The sequence below is a fragment of the Reichenbachiella sp. MSK19-1 genome, assembly GCF_003590315.1.
Lineage (GTDB): Bacteria > Bacteroidota > Bacteroidia > Cytophagales > Cyclobacteriaceae > Reichenbachiella > Reichenbachiella agariperforans.
The window spans coordinates 1,154,970-1,172,997 of record NZ_MIER01000015.1; the positions used below are offsets into that span (position 1 = coordinate 1,154,970).

Genomic DNA, 18,028 nt, shown 5'->3' on the forward strand with positions numbered 1-18,028 from the left:
ACGTTCTATCAAAGGAGCAAGTCTTGGTTCTTGACTCCAAATTCTTACTTCTTTCTACAAAGATAGATGATTTCATCCTTTGGCAAGGCATAGCGAGCAACGACCTCTTCACTCAAAGTCATCACATAATCATCCTCTACCACTTCAAAACCTGCTGAATGCAGACGCTCAGGATAGTCTCTACCGTAGAGCCTGACATGGTCATCTTGTCCAAAAATGCGTTCACGTTCCTTTGGATCCGTGATGCTATCATCTTCGAATGTCGTGTCAGCCCAAGGCTCGAAAATTGGGATTTGGATGATTGCCCATCCGCCAGGTTTTAGTACCCGGTAGATTTCCTTCATGGATTGAATATCATCCGCTACATGCTCCATGACGTGATTACAAAACGCTACATCAAAATGATTATCTTCAAAAGGCATCTCATGAATATCCATTTTCACTTTGGCCAAAGGAGATTCCAAATCTGCAGTGATGTATCTATCCCCATGCATGACTTCAAATCGCTTGATAAAGCAAATCTCTGGTGCGATGTGTAATATATCCTTGCCTGGAGTGAAAAAGTCTGTTTTCTCTTTGAGGTAAAGCCACATCAATCGATGACGCTCTAGGGCTAAACAATTAGGACAAAGGGCATTGGCTCTAGCAACACGTCCATAAGGCACGAACTTAGCAAAATGATGGGTACACACTGGGCATTCCACTTGATCTCCACGATAAAATACCGCTACAATCTTGAGAGCAAAATGGCTAAAAAGCTGGAGATACTTACGCGGTACTTTTTTAAGAAATAAACTAATGAGCTGCTTCACTGAAATCCGATTTAGGCTGCAAATATAGGAATAGCCCTGCAGCGAAAAAGTTTAGTCGTGAATTTCTATCAGTTCTTCGAATTCCCTATTTAGCGTATCATAGTTAAAATTATATTGATCACCTGGCTTTTGCATATTCTCTAGAATAGTCTTGATGTCTTCGATCACCTTTCTCTCTTTTTCCTTATCTCTTTCACTAGTAGCGAACTCTAAGGAACTCACCATTTCCTTGAAAGTGGCATTCATAAAACGGATCGCCTTATACTTATCCCCTTTGTCCAAGTTCTGTTCAGAAATCGTCAAGTTAGCATAAGCGATCGAATTGAGCGCATTGAAAAAAGCATGATTCAGGTCATCCAGTAAGATGGTATCATTACGAATCTCCGCCTCTACTAATGCTAAATCAGCAATCGCTTTCTCCACATAGGCACTCGCAGAACTGTCCGCTATCTTTTCAATCCTACGCATATCTATAATCGCTTCGTCCAACTCCATGATACTCTTATCAAACTGCTCATGCACTATGGCCTGTCTCGCATTAGATAGATGTTGTACAGGTTCCATAGCTTGTTCAATCGTCAAATCCACTTTATGATTTTTATCATAAATGTGAAGTCCAAACAATGTCGAACCGATAAAAATGAACGCAAAAAAGAAAGGTTTATTCAGCATGGCGGGGTGATTGTATTGTTTCGTTTATTCTTTCAATATCAGAACCCTAAAGTACATAAAAAAATACTAGTAGAAGGACTATGAGTGGGATTTTAGCAATTCTTCACTCTTCTAAATAAGGACTGATTTAACCTGATTTTCAAGAGGATGTGGAATATTTTTATTTCTGGACTGATCGCATATATTTGTGATCACTATAAATGTAATGCAATGCGTTTATAGTGATCACAAACAAATTTTCAATTAATCTAGGAGAAGAGATGAGTAACTTAATTTACGTGCCAATTGGCTTGGCCGTTCTAGGGCTGGTATTCATGATGATCAAGAGATCATGGGTCAAGAAACAAGATGCTGGGACTGACAAAATGAAAGAGATTTCCAAAAACATCAAAGAAGGAGCTTTGGCGTTTTTGTCCGCGGAATATAGGCTACTGGCCATATTCGTAGTAATTGCATCGGTGGCACTGTTCGGAATATCCATGATGGTAGAAACAACCAGCTGGATGATCGTCCCGGCCTTTGTGATTGGTGCCTTGTTTTCTGCTCTTGCAGGGAACATCGGTATGAGAATCGCTACAGAAGCGAATGCCCGTACCACCGAAGCGGCGCGTACCAGTCTACCCAAAGCACTAAAGGTATCCTTTGGTGGAGGAACTGTCATGGGACTTGGCGTAGCTGGCCTAGCAGTTTTAGGTCTCAGTTTATTCTTCCTGATATTCATCAAAATATTCCTAGGCAATGGCGGCACGTTCTACCACGAAATGACCATCGTACTAGAAGCACTCGCTGGATTCTCGCTGGGTGCTGAATCCATCGCACTATTCGCTCGTGTAGGGGGGGGCATCTACACCAAAGCTGCAGATGTAGGCGCTGACCTAGTAGGAAAAGTAGAGGCGGGGATCCCAGAAGATGACCCTCGCAACCCTGCTACGATTGCCGATAACGTAGGAGACAATGTAGGGGATGTTGCTGGTATGGGGGCTGATCTATTCGGGTCGTATGTAGCCACAGTACTCGCCTCTATGGTACTAGGTAACTACATCATCAAAGACATGGCTGATGCAGGTGTAGTACACGACACCTTCGACGGTATGGGAGCTATCCTCCTCCCTATCATGATAGCAGGTGTGGGGATAGTCTCTTCGATCATCGGTACATTTTTCATCAAGATAAAAGACAATTCTGCCAAAGAAAATGAAGTTCAAAAAGCACTAAATGTAGGTAACATCACCTCTCTGGCACTCACAGCAGTCGCAGGCTGGTTTCTAATTGACTGGATGCTACCTGAGGCCATTGTAGGGATGAAATTCTTCGGAGAAGGGGCTATTGATATTCCTAGCCAAAACGTCTTCTATGCTACTTTAGTAGGACTAGGAGTTGGCTACTTGATCTCCTCTTTTACAGAATACTACACCGCACTGGGCAAAAAGCCTGTGATGGATATCGTGACCAATTCCTCCACAGGTGCCGCGACCAACATCATCGCAGGTTTAGCAACAGGTATGATCTCTACTTTTTCGTCTGTGATCCTATTTGCCGTTGCGATCTGGGGGTCGTACGAGCTGGCGGGATTCTATGGTGTAGCGATCGCTGCATCATCGATGATGGCAACAACTGCGATGCAACTAGCCATCGATGCTTTCGGCCCTATCGCTGACAATGCAGGTGGAGTAGCTGAGATGAGTGAGCTTCCTAAAGAGGTAAGAGAAAGAACAGACATACTAGACTCGGTAGGCAATACAACAGCTGCTGTAGGTAAGGGGTTTGCTATCGCATCAGCAGCCCTGACTGCCTTGGCATTGTTTGCAGCCTATGTGACCTTCACTGGGATCGACGGAATCAACATCTTCAAAGCGGATGTACTTGCGGCACTATTCATCGGCGGAATGATCCCGGTCGTATTCTCCGCTCTCGCGATGAAATCTGTTGGAAAAGCTGCCATGGAAATGGTGATGGAAGTCCGTAGACAATTCAAAGAAATACCAGGCATCCTCGAAGGAACGGGCAGACCTGACTATGCGCGGTGTGTCGAGATTTCTACCAAAGCTGCCTTGAGAGAAATGATGCTACCTGGCGCCTTGACTATCATCACCCCGATCATTATCGGATTTATAATGGGGCCAGAGGCACTTGGCTCTTACATGGCCGGTGTGGCCGTATCTGGCGTGATGTGGGCGATCTTCCAAAACAACGCCGGTGGCGCATGGGACAATGCTAAAAAATCGTTCGAAGCAGGTGTCATGATCAATGGAGAAATGACCTACAAAGGTTCTGATGCACATAAAGCAGCCGTCACAGGTGATACCGTCGGTGATCCATTCAAAGACACCTCGGGTCCATCGATGAACATTCTGATCAAATTGACTTGTCTCGTAGGACTCGTGATCGCTCCTATTTTAGGAGAGACCAATGGTACCGCAGGTCATGCCCACGAAGATATACACCAGTCTGGCATGATGATGTGCAGTCACGATGGTCCATGTACTGCAAAATGTCATGCCATAAGTTCAGAAAGCAAAACTTGTAAAGCGGATTGTAAAAAAGCATGCTGCCAAAAAGAAGGCATGGCAACCGAAGGAAAAACCTGCAAGCCAGGATGCACCAAAGCCTGCTGCAAAGGAAAAGTAAGTGAAGAAGCTGTGAAGAAAGACACATTGGCAGCCACCACGAAAGAATAGACATCACTGTGAAAATTGTAAAATCAAAAGAGGGTTTCGGACACATTCGAAACCCTCTTTTGATTCAAAGCATCAATACTTCAAATAGTAATCCTTGAGTAAGTAGATGAACTCAGTGGTGTGTTCCTGCCCAGATCTAATATAGAGCTCTCGGGGTGAAACAATAATCTCCTGCCGAGAGACACATACAATGACACGAAACACCTCTTTGTTAGGTTGGTTTCGGATGATCAAAGCGGGGTAACTATATAATCCCACAGTCCTCAGTTCTTTCTGAAACTCTTTCGCTTCTTTCTCTGGGTATAACACGTATCCCTCACCATCCTCCGATAGCAAACTCGCTAGACATTGCACAAACTTCACTTTGCTAAACTGCCCTGTATCGTGCTTCGCCAGATTGTTTCTGCGCTCGGGAGATTTTAGACTAGAGGTAAAAAATGGAGGATTAGATACGATCAAATCATAAGACACTGTAGCCTCAGCAGCATAGGTAAAGACATCCTCTTGAATCAGACTTAACCTGTCATCCCATGGAGAAGCTGCAAAATTCTCTGCCGTCTGGCGTGCAGCATCTGTATCTATCTCTACCGCATCTATCTGCCCACCCAATCGCTGCGCCAACATCAGCGAAACCAGTCCTGTACCAGCTCCGATATCTAAGATGCGTTTAGCCGAATGCTTCGACACCCATGCTCCCAGAATACACGCCTCCGTGCTGACCTTCATCGCACAGTGCTCTTGATGAACGGTAAATTGTTTGAACTGAAAATAGGTATTCGCCACTGGCTGTTTCTAACTAAAAATCATTGATACCTGACTCAAATGCAACATCCGCTGGTAAATTGGACCCCATTGCAGCATCCACTGCTAGCGTATCACAGCGCTCATTTTCAGGATTACCCGCATGGCCTTTGACCCATTTGAACTTGACCTTGTTGCGCTTATAGACTGGAATAAAACGCTCCCATAGGTCTCGGTTCTTTTTGTCTTTAAAGTTCTTTTTGACCCAGCCCCAGAGCCAGCCCTTTTCGACCGCATCGACGACATATTTAGAGTCAGAGTAGATGAGTACATCTGCATTAATCACCTTGAGTGCTTCAAGCCCTTTGATTACAGCGAGCAACTCCATCCGGTTATTTGTCGTCTTGCGAAAACCCTCAGAGAGTTCTTTGCGGTGTCCTTTGGCGAGGAGTACGGTACCGTACCCTCCCGGTCCTGGATTGCCTCGTGAAGAGCCGTCTGTATAAATGATAATCATGGAGTGCGTTCAAAGTTTGAAAGTTCAAAGTAAAAAGTTTTCAGGCAGTCCTACTACTATTCGGTTTATACTTTTCGTTTTCAGCCCTAACTACCACATGACCAAAGCATTCTTGAATAGCTTGATGGCTATCGCAAGTAGAATAATGCCAAACACCTTTCTAAGGATATTAAAACCAGCCTGTCCTATCTTTTTCTCTAGCCAACCTGAGGACTTGAGTACGATATAGATGAACAGCAAGTTGAGGATAATACCCACTAGGATGTTCCACAGTTCGAACTCCGCTCGCAGGGAGATCAAGGCAGTCATCGTGCCTGGGCCAGCGATCAACGGAAAAGCCAGCGGAACGATAGAACTACTGTTGCTCTCATCGGTATCGGGTTTGAACAACTGTATCCCTAGGGTCATTTCCATCCCTATAAAAAACATAATTAAGGCTCCTGTAATGGCGAAAGACCCCACGTCTATCCCAAACAATCCAAGAATTTTAGATCCCAAAAACAAAAACACCACCATGATCACTCCCGCCACGATAGTAGCTTTGGCACTCTGGATGTGCCCAGATTTTTTGCGTAGATCGATGATAATCGGCACGCTCCCCAAAATATCTATGATGGAGAAAAGGATGAGAGATACCGAGATAATTTCTTTAAAATTCAGCATAGGGGTAATGTTGTAAGGGTTATCATTTTTGTATCAAGTAGTCCACCGCGCTGTTGTATCCTGGCAGACCATGACCTATGAAGTGCGCCACACAGACAGGTGTCAAATAACTGTGATGCCTGAATGCTTCTCTCTCCATGATGTTGGAGATATGTACCTCTACAACTGGAGTAGTCACACCTGACACAGCATCCGCCAAAGCAACTGAAGTATGTGTGTACCCTCCAGCGTTGAACACGATCCCGTCATAAGAGAATCCTACTTCGTGGATTTTGTCAATCAAAGCCCCTTCGTGATTACTCTGAAAATAAACCAAATCAACCGCAGGAAAAGCCGTTTTCATCTCCTCAAAATATTCCTCAAAAGTCTTCGTGCCATATATCTCTGGTTCACGCTTGCCCAATAAGTTCAGGTTCGGTCCATTCAAAATAAGTATTTTCATATCTGGGTTATCTATTATTTAGAAGTCTTTCAAAATTAGTTTACTGGCTATAATTATCGGTATTAATTTATAGAGATTAATTTCGCGACCATGTCCTGGACTTCTCATATCAAGCAATTCAAAGCCTACCTACAGCTGGAGCGTTCGCTCTCGCCTAACTCCATAGAGGCCTATATTCAGGATGTGAAAAAATTGGAGCAGTTTCTCTCACTGCGTGATCCCGACAAAGACCCACTATCCGTCACCGATACGGATATCCGCGACCTACTGGAGTACATCATGGAGCTGGAAATGTCCGCCTACTCTCAGGCTAGAATAGTCTCGGGGATCAAAGCTTTCTTCAAATACCTCCTGTATGAAGGAGACATGGATCACGATCCCTCAGAACTCATCGAAGCGCCCAAGTTGGGCAGAAAACTCCCCGACACTCTAAACTTAGAAGAAATAGAGCAACTGCTAGCAGCCATAGACCTTTCTAAACCTGAAGGTCAGCGCAACCGCGCCATGCTGGAGACACTGTATAGCTCTGGCCTACGTGTCTCAGAACTGATCAACCTCAAACTCAATTCCATTTTGGAAGAAATCAACTTTTTCAGAGTGGTAGGCAAAGGCAACAAAGAGCGACTCGTCCCAGTCGGGCGAGAGGCCATGAAGCATATTAGGCTTTATATAGACCACTACAGGTGTCACTTGGATATCAAACCAGGACATGAAAGCTACATCTTTCTCAACCGACGTGGGGCCCAGTTGACCCGCGTGATGATTTTTACAATCATCAAAAACCTAGCGACGACTATCGGGATGACCAAAAAGATCAGCCCGCATACCTTTCGCCACTCTTTTGCAACCCACCTAATCGAAGGTGGGGCTGACCTACGTGCAGTGCAAGAGATGCTCGGTCACGAGTCCATCACCACTACCGAAATCTACACCCATCTAGATCGTGACTATCTCAAACAAGTCATGCTAGATCACCATCCCCGTAGCTAGTATACGCAATAGGTTGATTTACTTACCGTTAATAGGAGAAAACACTATGAAAACATCCCAATTTTTCATAACTTCCTTCTAAGAAACCAATTTAAATCAACCTTATGATCCTAAAACCTAAACTTCTCTGCATACTTCTCTTTACGTTTCTTACCCATGTCTCCTTTGCTCAAAGCAACCGATATGTAGACGGCACAGGGTCTGATACTGCAAATGACTGTTCCGACCCAAACGCTCCTTGTGCTACTATCAACCACGCTGTAGGCCAATCGAGCACCAACGACATCATTAACCTCTCGGAAGGGACATTTGCTGCTGCAGACATCAGTACCAGAGTTACTCTTAGTGGTATGGGTAGTGGTACCATCGTCCAAACTTTAGACCTCTCTGCCGCAACCAGTGGCACTGACCTTTTGACAATCGAAAATTTAGTAATTTCAGGAGGAAGTTCTCCCGGAATTGATATCCAGACCTCTTATGTCCATATTGAAAACATTACTGCTAACGGATACAGCAGGAATGTACAAATCCAAAACACATCCAGTGTTAGCAACATCACCATCAACAACTGTAATCTCAACAACGCTACTGGTACAGGGCTACTAGTCAACATAAACGGGGTAGGCTCTGCAGTAGATGGCCTGACCGTACTCAACACTTCTATGGATGATAGTCGGTTTGGGTTCTATTCACAGATGGGGACGAATACGAATGTGGGAAATTACTTAACCAATGTCCTTTTCAGGAACTGTAGCTTTAGCAACAATACTGACAAAGGGGTTTATTGTGAAAACCTAGATCATGCGACATTCGAAAATATCTCTATCATCAACAGTGGCACTAGATCCGACAATGCTTACAACAACGGAATAGATATCAATCTAAAATGGCAAACCTATTCGGATATCACTATTCGAAACTCACGTATCATGGACTGTGGAGCTATTGGCCCAAATGACATAGATACTGCACCCGAAAACCGACGTACTACGGCAGTGACCATCAAAGCACGTACTGATGCAGGCTCATACAGTGGCTCTCCCGCTTCACTGAACAATGTCACCTTAGATGGTGTAATCATCGATGGACTAGTAGGCGACCTGCGGTTTGGTGAGATGGGAAAAACAGACAACACTGGCATAGACATGTCAAGTGTATCTATCTCTCACTGCTCTTTTGCTAATGATGATGTGTACGCATTGGTTAATGAAGAAAACACCAATACGCTCACCCTAACCCATAACTACTGGGGAGAATCAGCAGTCAGTATCAGCAATTACGGTTCAGGGGCTGCCACCTCTCAGTCCGATGCACTTACTCATGAAATCGTAGATGATGCAGACAATAGCTACTCCAATTTGGCTGCAGCCATACTGAACGCATCCTCCTCTGCTACCATCCAAAACCTACCTGCTGGCACCATCAGCGGAACAACTATTCTCGACAAAGAACTAACACTCGTAGCGCCAGGCGCTGGTCTACTCGATGACACCTATCGCACTACATTCGAAAACCTAACCCTCAGTGGGGAGAACTTAACCCTTGGAGGGGATATCAACATCTCAGGGGTACTCAGTATGGATGCATCTGATGGAGTAGATATAGATGACTACAACATTATGATCTCGGGTAGTATATCTAGCACGGGTCGCATAGATGGCAGCACTACAGGTGGTCTCTACCTATGGGGAACTGGAGACATTGGCAGCTTGACTACCACGGGTACATTCGAACGGGTAGTACTGAATCGTAACGGAACCACCACGCTATCTACCCCGATGAGTACCAACTACCTACTGTTAGAAAAAGGACTAGTGGATGCAACTGGTTCTAGTCTTATCTTCAAGGGAAACACAGCTCTCCCCGGCAACACAAATGCATACGTCATTGGAGAGTTTATTCATCAGGTATTAGGAGCACATACTGGAAACAAACTATTTTTTCCTATCGGGGAAACAGATTATCACCCCATGACAATCGAAGGGATCGACCAAACAAACGATGTATTGTATAACGCAGATTTCATAGAAGCTGACCCGTCAAATCTTAGTACACTATTTGCTCTGACTGGGCTTTTAGACCGTATGATCAGTGAAAATTATTGGACGGTCACTCCTTCTACCCCTGGAAACATCACACAAGTCGATCGCGTCCTACTCTCCTACAACAGCACAGACCAAGTCTCAGACCCCAATAACCTGCAAGTCGCCCAGCTACAGACAATAGCCGCGGTTAACTACTGGATTAACCTTGGTGGACTATTGGGCTACTCGGGATTCCCATTACTCAACCCGATACAGACCTATTTAGGTTCATTCACTTATGGTGCAATGGCAGGAGGCACTAACTTCACAGAGTTGCTCACCATCTATGTCGATGCAACGTTAGGCTTGGATACCAATTTAGGCACACTGGCTTCTCCTAAAAAGACCCTCGCATCTGCATACGCTCTTAGCCAAGTCGGTGGTGGATCAACTCTCAATATAGCTGCAGGCACCTATGATGAATCTATCGAAATACACAATGATATAACCCTAACTGGAACAGGAGATCCTAATGCAACGGCTATCTCTTTGTATGCAGACATTACAGTGACTGGCTTCACAGCAGATGAAGTGACCGTCGGTGATGGCGGCAGCATTCAAGATGGTTTGGACTTAGTCTCCTCCGGAGGAACAGTCACTGTGGAAGAAGGTACCTACAACGAATCCTTAACAATCTCCAAACCCACCACACTAAATGGTGCCAATACTGGTATCCCCGCCAATGACCCTCGAAATCCAGAATCTATCATCGAACCAGCAAGCAACGCGGTGGCGATTACAGTGGCCGCTACAGATGTGACCATAAATGGCTTTCAGATCGGCACGAACAGTACCGCCTCTAACGCAACTACTGGCATTGCCAATGATTCTTACGCTGATTTTTCAGTCCTAAATAATATCATCTATGCCAATAGTGCTGGAGTCAATTTAGCCAATGTATCCAGCGGAATTGTGGACATCTCGTACAATGATATAGAAATGTTAGATTTTGAAGACCAAACCAATCTCACCAATCCCAGCTATGGTTTGTTTCTCTATGGGCTAAATGGAACTGTGGACGCTGAAGCTACTAACAATGATATTATCGGAGCATCCTATGGTATTTGGGTTTACAACGCTTACAACACTGCCGACAATCTACTTCTGAGCAATAGTACCATGACAGGATGCACCAAAGGAATAGAAATCAGCAATACAGATCTTACTAATTTCGAACCTAGCGAAGTACAAATTGAACACATCACGATGAGTGCCTTCTCTGGGGTGTCAGAAAGTGACGGACTGGTACAGCCCGATACACAGGCTGGAATATACCTGTTTGCCAAAGGGGATGCCAGTGCTGATATCACCGATGATCTTTTTGTAAACATAGACTCAGTAGATATATCAGGGGTTAGCAATGGAGCAGGACTGAGTAGCAGCGGTGATTTTTCCGCTATTTATCTTGCTGATTTTCAACAAACAGGGCCTTTTGATGGTTCTGATGATGATGAAATAGGCATCACAGCAACACTCTCCAATAGCAACCTCCATGACAACCTCAACCGTGCCGTGTATGTAAGAGGAAACAATGCAGACTTGACGATATCCCGAACAGATTTCACCAACAATGGTTCTGATCCATATGGTACAGGTGGGAACAATGGATACAACATACAGGTTCGATCCTATGCCTCATGCCAAGTAAATGAATCGAACCTAATCAATCCAGCCACACAGGCTGGAGCTTTTGGATTCGAAGGATTAGGGAAACAAGATGCAAATTGTGACCTGACCGTTTCGAACTCTTACTTTGATCAAAATGGGAATGGTAACCTAGCCATTAGCTCTGGTATAGACTTGTCTACCAACTATTTCAACTCTATAGATGAAACAGAAATAGAAGGCTGGGTAGGTAGCAACAATGATTTCACCCCCTATCTAGCAGATGGCACTGATACGGAGACTGACACAGATGGATTCCAACCCGACGATAGTCACTATTACATTACTCTTTTGGGAGTACAAACAGGGGGCACACTGCGCAAGCAAGAAGCGCACGATGTAGCAATCGACGGTGGCCAACTCACATTAAATAGTGGTTCCTACACAGGGACACACACAATCACCAAAGACCTCACCGTCAACATCGGTAGTGCTACTACAATAGGAGGCATAATTATGAATGGTACTGGCAAAACACTCACGTTGGCAGGAGATGTCCTAATAAACGACGGAGTAACTCTAACCGATGGCATTGTACATCAGTCATCTGGCACAATGACTTTTGGCAACAGTGCCAATGACATTAGCGAAACGGCTGACAGTCACATTTTAGGCCGTATCTCTACATTGCCACGAGCTGTCGGTACAGCTAGTATCACAATGTTTTGCACCACTATAGACGCAGGTACTGACGACCTAGGCAACGTCACCATCGCACGAACCACTGGTACTGACGGCATCATAGATACCTATGGCAATACTTCCATTTCCTGTTACTGGGAGATAGACACGGACAATCAACCTGCCAGTGGACGAAATGTCTCTTTCTGCTGGATACCAAACCATGACAACAGCAAGGACCTCACCCAAATCAGTCTCTTCAAAGATGGAGGAGCCGGTTGGGGCAAATTTTCTGGAGATTATGATGTAAGCGCCATGGATCCTAGAATCATTAGTTCTACTACCACATCATTTTCGGATTGGACTGCCGCTCAGGAAGACGAACCATTACCTGTAGAACTAACCGATTTCAGTGCCTATGCTGAAGTTGATCATGTCCAATTGAGTTGGGAAACGGCATCCGAAATCAACTCCGATTATTTCTCGATAGAACGGAGCACAGACGGTACAAACTTTCAATCGATAGGTAAAGTCTCCTCTCATCATCAGTCTAACGAAATCAATCGTTATCATTTAAAAGACTATCCCCTCTCTGCTGCCACCTACTACTATCGTCTCAAAGCAGTAGACTATGACGGCTCGTTCGAGTACTCGAAAACAATATCTATTGACTACCTCTCTGGTAGTATAATCTCAGTCAGCCCTAATCCTACCACTGGACTGTTGACTATAGAGACTACTCAAAAAATTAATCGAATAGAGGTATACACCCTCTCTGGAAACAAAAAACATAAAGCGGTCAATCAAAATTACATCAACATACAATCATTGGCATCAGGAATCTATCTCGTCAAAATCAACACGGATACTCAGTCTGAAGTAATTAAAGTGATCAAGAATTAACGCTTCTGAGTCAGGCTTAAAAAGCCACATATACCGATAATCTTATCGGTATATGTGGCTTTCGGTCATAAAAAAACAGAGCCGTGGATACACTACACCACGGCTCTTCTACCAAATTTAACTACCTATATTCTTATCGTCCTATTTACAAACTGTTCCTTTTTGGTTCTATATCCTGCTGAGTCAATGATTGCCTATGCGTCTTTGCCAATGTTTCTCTTTCTTCTATTGACAACCTAACAGATTTATAGTTTGGAGATATCCATAGTATATCTAATTCTTCCTCAATTACTTCTTCTGGCAAAAACCCTGTAACCTTGAATTCAGCACGTCTGTTCTTTTGATGTTGTTCTTTGGTACACTTCACGCCATTGCCACACTCATTGAGTAATCGAGATTCCCCATAGCCTCTACCTACCAACCGTTCGGCAGGGATGCCATGATTGATTACGTAATCAGCCGAAGATTTAGCTCTCTTATCAGACAAATCCAAGTTGTATCTATCTCCACCACGACTATCTGTATGCGTACTCAACTCAACTATGATAGACGGGTTATCCATTAGTTTTTGAGTGAACTTATCTAACTCCTTCGCAGCATCTTCACGAATATCCCACTTCGCTACATCAAAATGTATTTCATTCAGTTCGATCGGCCTTCCTATCACTATTTCCATCAATGATCCATCGTTGATGATTTCACCAGACTTGTCTGCACCAGTTGTCAGCGAATTAGCATAAGAGAGGTACCTGTATTTTTCCATTAGAAAGGAATACTTCGTGTTAGGCTCTGCTAGAAAAGAATAAGCACCATCAGCCTCTGTTATCATCCCGAATACCGCTCCTGTTTTTTCATTTTTCACAATTACTTTCACAGATTCAAGCTCTTGCCCATTTTGCTCACGATATGCCACTCCTTTGATCACCAATAATTCTTTGGTGATTCTTAGTTCTAATATCTCTCCTTTTGATAAATCAGACGGCGTAAACTGCAAACGGTCATTCGAATATTGATCCTTGGTACTAGTAACTGTATAGGAACTATTCCATTCGTAGGGGAAACTAAAGGTGCCGTCTATCCCAGTAACCATTCGACCAAGCGTATCTCCTGCATCAGTCTGTGCGACTACTTCTGCCCCTTCTAGCGGCAAACCAGTAATTAGATCCACCACTCTCCCTGACTGTGCTCTTCTTCTCGTATAATGAAACTTATAAATATCATCCAGCCCCTTTCCTCCAGGACGGTTGGACGAAAAATATCCTGTTTGATCTGTTCCATCGGCTTTGATGACTAACCCAAAATCATCGCTTACCGTATTCATTGGATACCCCATATTTTCGACTTTAGTACTCATCCGATTCAAGTCAACCCGAAAAATATCTAAGCCTCCTAATCCTATATGTCCATTCGATGCAAAGTAAAAAAGACCTTCCTCGTCAATGTAAGGAAACATTTCATCGCCTTCAGTATTGATGCTATCACCCATATTAACAGGCTCTCCCCATTCACCTTCGGTTAGTGTAGATACATACAAATCCGTACCTCCGTATCCACCTTCTCTATCCGAAGCAAAATAAAGCTTCTGTCCATCAACGCTCACCGTAGGGTGACCTAAAGACACATTGGCATCATTGAACGAAAGAGGCTCAGGAGTAGTCCACTTTCCATTCTCCATCAGTTCTGAATAGAAAAGCTTGAGTTTTACAGCTCCAGTGTTACTTTCGGACACTTGTGAACTTTGTATATGCACCTTGCTTTTATTCACTCGAAGTTCCCCTTTTTCGTAACTATTTCTGGTAAAGATTATTTTTTTGCCCTGATCATAAAATGCCACAGGTCCTTCATGATAACTCGTCTTTAATCTCTTATCAAATTCCGTCACTTCATTGTTCGCATCTACTTCGAACAGGTTTAAAAAATAAGAATGATCCCACTTGTATTTAGGTTTTAAGAATTGAGTGACTGGAGCAGTTTCTCTTGACGAAACAATCATCAACCCATTCTTATAAAAAGTCGGACTAAAATCATATCCAGCAGTATTGAAAGTAACATTCGATATTTCAAATAACACTGAATCTCCATAAAAGCTCAACTGCTTATCGAGTCCTTCCAGACGAGCTTTTATTCGGCTATCCTTAGGATTTTCAGTCTCAAATTTTTCAAACCAGACTTTAGCCTCTTCATATCTCTCTTGATGAATGAGTGCCTCAGCGTATTGAATGTAATGTTTGTCCTCTGAAACTAGCCCTTCCTGATCGATCACATTCTTGTACCAATATTCGGCGCTATCTAATTCTTGAATATGAAAGAAACCATCTGCAATAGCCACCTTCAATGTATCATCCGAAGGCATTTTCTTCAAGGCTTTTTTATACACTTCTATACCTTTGGCATAAGCAAAATTATCATAACAGGAAGCTGCACGTTCTTTTGTGCGTTCATATGACTTTTGCTTCAAAGGTCCTATTCCAGTTTTCTCAATACCGTATACCGTTTTGGCGGTCGTTTCAAACAGAGCCACAGAAAGGATGAGAAGAATTAGTATTACAATTATCTTTTTTATTTTGCTCATGATAGGTGGTTTAAAAATATCGAGGGGTTACAATTTTATCACGTTTCACGTTGAACACGTAGTTGATCATGATCTCATGCGAACCGCTATTCACTCTACTCAGGTCCGTAGTAGTAAGGAAGTCATATGAGTATCCTAACTGAAACTGTGGCGTCACTTGTATCTGAAATAAAGCATCAAAGCTATCTAGCGACCGATAAGATATACCAAGCCAAATTAACTCTTTGATAAGAAAATTGGCATTTATATCTATTTCGAACGGTGCTCCTTGTACCCACTTAAAGAGCAGATTAGGCTTCAATTTTAAATCACGACTAAGTTCAAAAACATAACCAGCACTGACGAAATAGTGCCTGATTAACTTAGCATCTGGATCAGTGGAATTCTCCCCAACTGAATTCAATGAATAGTTAATCAATTGAGGGACAGAAAAACCCAAGTAAAATTTATCCGAGTGCCACATCAACCCTGCACCTGCATTAGGCGATATATCACTAATATTTTGACTCGCAAGATTTGGATCGTTGTATACATTTTCCGAATAATCCACTTTATATTGATTGAAACTGGCCTGAAGTCCAAATGACAGTTTGGATCTATTGGAGAAACTGATTCTATACGCTGTACTAAAATAAGCGCCAAACTGATCTGTCAGTCCTATTTCATCATGAATCACTACTGCTCCCAAAGCAATGGGACGATACTTGACAGGGCTATGAATAGAAAACGTCTGTGTCCTAGGTGCCCCATCAAATCCCGCCCACTGGTGACGAGCAAGGAAACTAGTACTAATACCATTATGAATACCTGCATAAGCCGGATTGATCGCAAGCTGATTAAACATGTATTGTGTAAACATGACCTGTTGTTGAGCCCTTAGTCCCTGAGAAACCGACAAGAGCCCCATGACAATTATTATGATCTTTATGTTTTTCATCTTCAGGTTATTTTCTTCAAGTATCAAATCCTACATGGATTTTTTCTATGCTCAATATTATTGGATTCATACCTCGCATATGAGACGACTCGTTGAAGCACAGGCTTTTCTCGGTGAACTATCTGTATTTGACCAAATGAATATGACCACAAAAAAAGCCCTGCTCTCGCATCGCATCAAACGACTTGATAAGCAGGGCTTTACATCTATTGTTTAGTTTCTTATTCCACTCTTACAAATCCTTTGAGTAACTTTTCACCAGTCCCCAAATCGACAATGTAGAAATATGTTCCTACTGGTAAACTTCCGCTAGTACCAAGTATACCAGAGCCATCAGCTAAACCAAAGAAGGCATTGTCGTTGTTATCATAACCTTTGGTTTCCCATACTTTATTTCCCCACCGGTTGAACACTTGCACTGAATTATTCGGGAAGTCTTCGATATTTTCAATTTGCAGACTGTTATATGGTGCAGGACTAGAAGACGAGATTACATTGTTGAGCACCTTGGCTGGAAACTCACATTGATCCGCATCTAGATAATTGGGAACACCATCTTCATCACAATCATCATTCGTAAAATCTCCATCCTCATTCGTGTCTTCATCGATCGAGAGCAATCCGTCTCCATCATCATCTTCATCCAAATAATCAGGAACACCGTCACTATCGGTATCGTCATTGTCAGGATTTCCATCACCATTAATATCTTCATCCAAATCGACAATACCATCTCCATCTGTGTCCATCTCATCAAATGGATTATTAGGCTGTGCAGCACATGCAGGGGTCGCTGGAGGGTAACTTACACTCAATGTATTTTCAGGATTCACTGAGATTCTAACACTCATGTTATTTCTCAAACCATCTTCTACTTGTATCCACGTACCATCCACAAAATCCCATCCTGGCCAATTAACCCCATTTCCATTGGCATCAACTTCTGCCCCTGGCCATAGTAGTCTACCACTCAAAGGTTGGTTACTTTGGGTTTGAACTACGTTACCATTCACATCTACCCATTCTACCAATGCCACCAAACCTGTTGGATCAAACCCTATTGCAGTCACTTCATAGTCTACATACGGTACATCGTTGATACACAACTCTTCCATAGAAATATCAAGTGACCTGTCTTCTTCTACAGTAACTGTAACTGTTGCTGTGGCTGTTCCTCCTCGACCGTCAGACACTTCATAAGTAACCACAATCTCTCCGATGAAGTCAGCCGGGGGAGTTACAGTAAGGGTACCATCAGTGTTGATGACTACAGTTCCTGTCTCCGAAGATGCACTCGAAACAGTAAGTAGATCTGCATCAGGGTCAGAATCATTAGCCAGTACATCCACTGTCACTGCTACATCTTCAGGTGTGGAAATATTATCGTCAACTGCTATTGGATTTTCATTAGAGCCAATCATTATCACTAACTCATCGGTGCTCGCATCTGTTGCAGTATTGCCTGCTACATCAGTCACAGTCGCTACAACTTGGTAAGTGTTACCATCTGTGAATGTTCCCAAAGTACCACTCGCTGGCGTAGCAGTCTCTGTATCTACACTCCAGTTACCACTTGCGTCAGGAGTGACTGCATACGTTGCGCCGTTTATAGTTACTGTCATCGTTTCACCAGATAGCAATGCTCCGCCTGTGCCTGTTGTACCTGTGATCACTGGTGTTGTGTCTGAGGTTGTTTGACTTACTACTGTTGGTGTAGTTGGTACTGATGAG

At 43.4% G+C, this 18,028-nt stretch carries 12 protein-coding genes; 3 read left to right on the forward strand and 9 right to left on the reverse strand.

Annotated features, from left to right (window positions below):
• Positions 1 to 44 precede the first annotated feature (44 nt).
• Positions 45 to 812, reverse strand: a complete 768-nt coding sequence (locus tag BGP76_RS12675) for a class I SAM-dependent methyltransferase (protein ID WP_119844932.1) — start codon at positions 810 to 812, stop codon at positions 45 to 47.
• 51 nt (positions 813 to 863) lie between these two features.
• Positions 864 to 1,400, reverse strand: a complete 537-nt coding sequence (locus BGP76_RS12680; protein WP_147407466.1) for a hypothetical protein — start codon at positions 1,398 to 1,400, stop codon at positions 864 to 866.
• Between the two features lie 344 nt (positions 1,401 to 1,744).
• Between BGP76_RS12680 and BGP76_RS12685 the strand changes: the two genes are divergently transcribed.
• On the forward strand, positions 1,745 to 4,162 hold the full coding sequence (locus tag BGP76_RS12685) for a sodium-translocating pyrophosphatase (protein WP_084190513.1): 2,418 nt from the start codon (positions 1,745 to 1,747) through the stop codon (positions 4,160 to 4,162).
• Between the two features lie 72 nt (positions 4,163 to 4,234).
• Here BGP76_RS12685 and BGP76_RS12690 read toward each other — a convergent pair whose 3' ends face one another.
• From BGP76_RS12690 to aroQ, 4 genes are all read right to left on the reverse strand, one after another.
• Complete coding sequence (locus BGP76_RS12690) at positions 4,235 to 4,945, reverse strand: tRNA1(Val) (adenine(37)-N6)-methyltransferase (protein ID WP_119844933.1); 711 nt, start codon at positions 4,943 to 4,945, stop codon at positions 4,235 to 4,237.
• A 13-nt stretch (positions 4,946 to 4,958) separates the two neighbouring features.
• A complete protein-coding gene (gene rnhA / locus BGP76_RS12695) occupies positions 4,959 to 5,420 on the reverse strand; it encodes a ribonuclease HI (RefSeq protein WP_073122501.1) in 462 nt (153 codons plus the stop codon).
• A 90-nt stretch (positions 5,421 to 5,510) separates the two neighbouring features.
• Positions 5,511 to 6,083 (reverse strand): MarC family protein, encoded by a 573-nt coding sequence (locus tag BGP76_RS12700; protein WP_073122503.1) that lies wholly within the window; start codon positions 6,081 to 6,083, stop codon positions 5,511 to 5,513.
• A 22-nt stretch (positions 6,084 to 6,105) separates the two neighbouring features.
• The gene (gene aroQ, locus BGP76_RS12705; RefSeq protein ID WP_119844934.1) at positions 6,106 to 6,525 is read right to left on the reverse strand and encodes a type II 3-dehydroquinate dehydratase; all 420 of its coding nucleotides are present in this window, start codon (positions 6,523 to 6,525) and stop codon (positions 6,106 to 6,108) included.
• A 90-nt stretch (positions 6,526 to 6,615) separates the two neighbouring features.
• Here aroQ and xerD point away from each other — a divergent pair, with 90 nt between their 5' ends.
• Together xerD and BGP76_RS12715 are read left to right on the forward strand one after the other, a co-directional pair.
• Positions 6,616 to 7,515: a site-specific tyrosine recombinase XerD gene (xerD, locus tag BGP76_RS12710; protein WP_119844935.1), complete on the forward strand. Its 900-nt coding sequence runs from the start codon at positions 6,616 to 6,618 to the stop codon at positions 7,513 to 7,515.
• 104 nt (positions 7,516 to 7,619) lie between these two features.
• Positions 7,620 to 12,788 carry a T9SS type A sorting domain-containing protein gene (locus tag BGP76_RS12715; RefSeq protein ID WP_119844936.1) on the forward strand — a complete coding sequence of 1,723 codons (5,169 nt, stop codon included), beginning with the start codon at positions 7,620 to 7,622 and terminating at the stop codon, positions 12,786 to 12,788.
• 145 nt (positions 12,789 to 12,933) lie between these two features.
• On the opposite strand, the gene BGP76_RS12720 is transcribed toward BGP76_RS12715, so the two are convergent.
• The 3 genes from BGP76_RS12720 to BGP76_RS12735 all read right to left on the reverse strand — a co-directional run.
• Complete coding sequence (locus BGP76_RS12720) at positions 12,934 to 15,360, reverse strand: OmpA family protein (RefSeq protein ID WP_119844937.1); 2,427 nt, start codon at positions 15,358 to 15,360, stop codon at positions 12,934 to 12,936.
• Positions 15,361 to 15,370: 10 nt separating this feature from the next.
• The gene (locus tag BGP76_RS12725) at positions 15,371 to 16,297 is read right to left on the reverse strand and encodes a type IX secretion system membrane protein PorP/SprF (protein ID WP_119844938.1); all 927 of its coding nucleotides are present in this window, start codon (positions 16,295 to 16,297) and stop codon (positions 15,371 to 15,373) included.
• 221 nt (positions 16,298 to 16,518) lie between these two features.
• Positions 16,519 to 18,028, reverse strand: a 1,510-nt coding sequence (locus BGP76_RS12735; RefSeq protein ID WP_185146845.1) for a cadherin-like domain-containing protein, incomplete at its 5' end; no start/stop codon positions are given.

Coding starts and splice junctions, on each gene's coding strand:
- BGP76_RS12685 (WP_084190513.1), top strand. CDS start 1,745: ATGAGTAACTTAATTTACGTGCCAATTGGCTTGGCCGTTCTAGGGCTG.
- rnhA (WP_073122501.1), bottom strand. CDS start 5,420: ATGATTATCATTTATACAGACGGCTCTTCACGAGGCAATCCAGGACCG.
- BGP76_RS12700 (WP_073122503.1), bottom strand. CDS start 6,083: ATGCTGAATTTTAAAGAAATTATCTCGGTATCTCTCATCCTTTTCTCC.
- aroQ (WP_119844934.1), bottom strand. CDS start 6,525: ATGAAAATACTTATTTTGAATGGACCGAACCTGAACTTATTGGGCAAG.
- xerD (WP_119844935.1), top strand. CDS start 6,616: ATGTCCTGGACTTCTCATATCAAGCAATTCAAAGCCTACCTACAGCTG.
- BGP76_RS12715 (WP_119844936.1), top strand. CDS start 7,620: ATGATCCTAAAACCTAAACTTCTCTGCATACTTCTCTTTACGTTTCTT.
- BGP76_RS12720 (WP_119844937.1), bottom strand. CDS start 15,360: ATGAGCAAAATAAAAAAGATAATTGTAATACTAATTCTTCTCATCCTT.
- BGP76_RS12725 (WP_119844938.1), bottom strand. CDS start 16,297: ATGAAAAACATAAAGATCATAATAATTGTCATGGGGCTCTTGTCGGTT.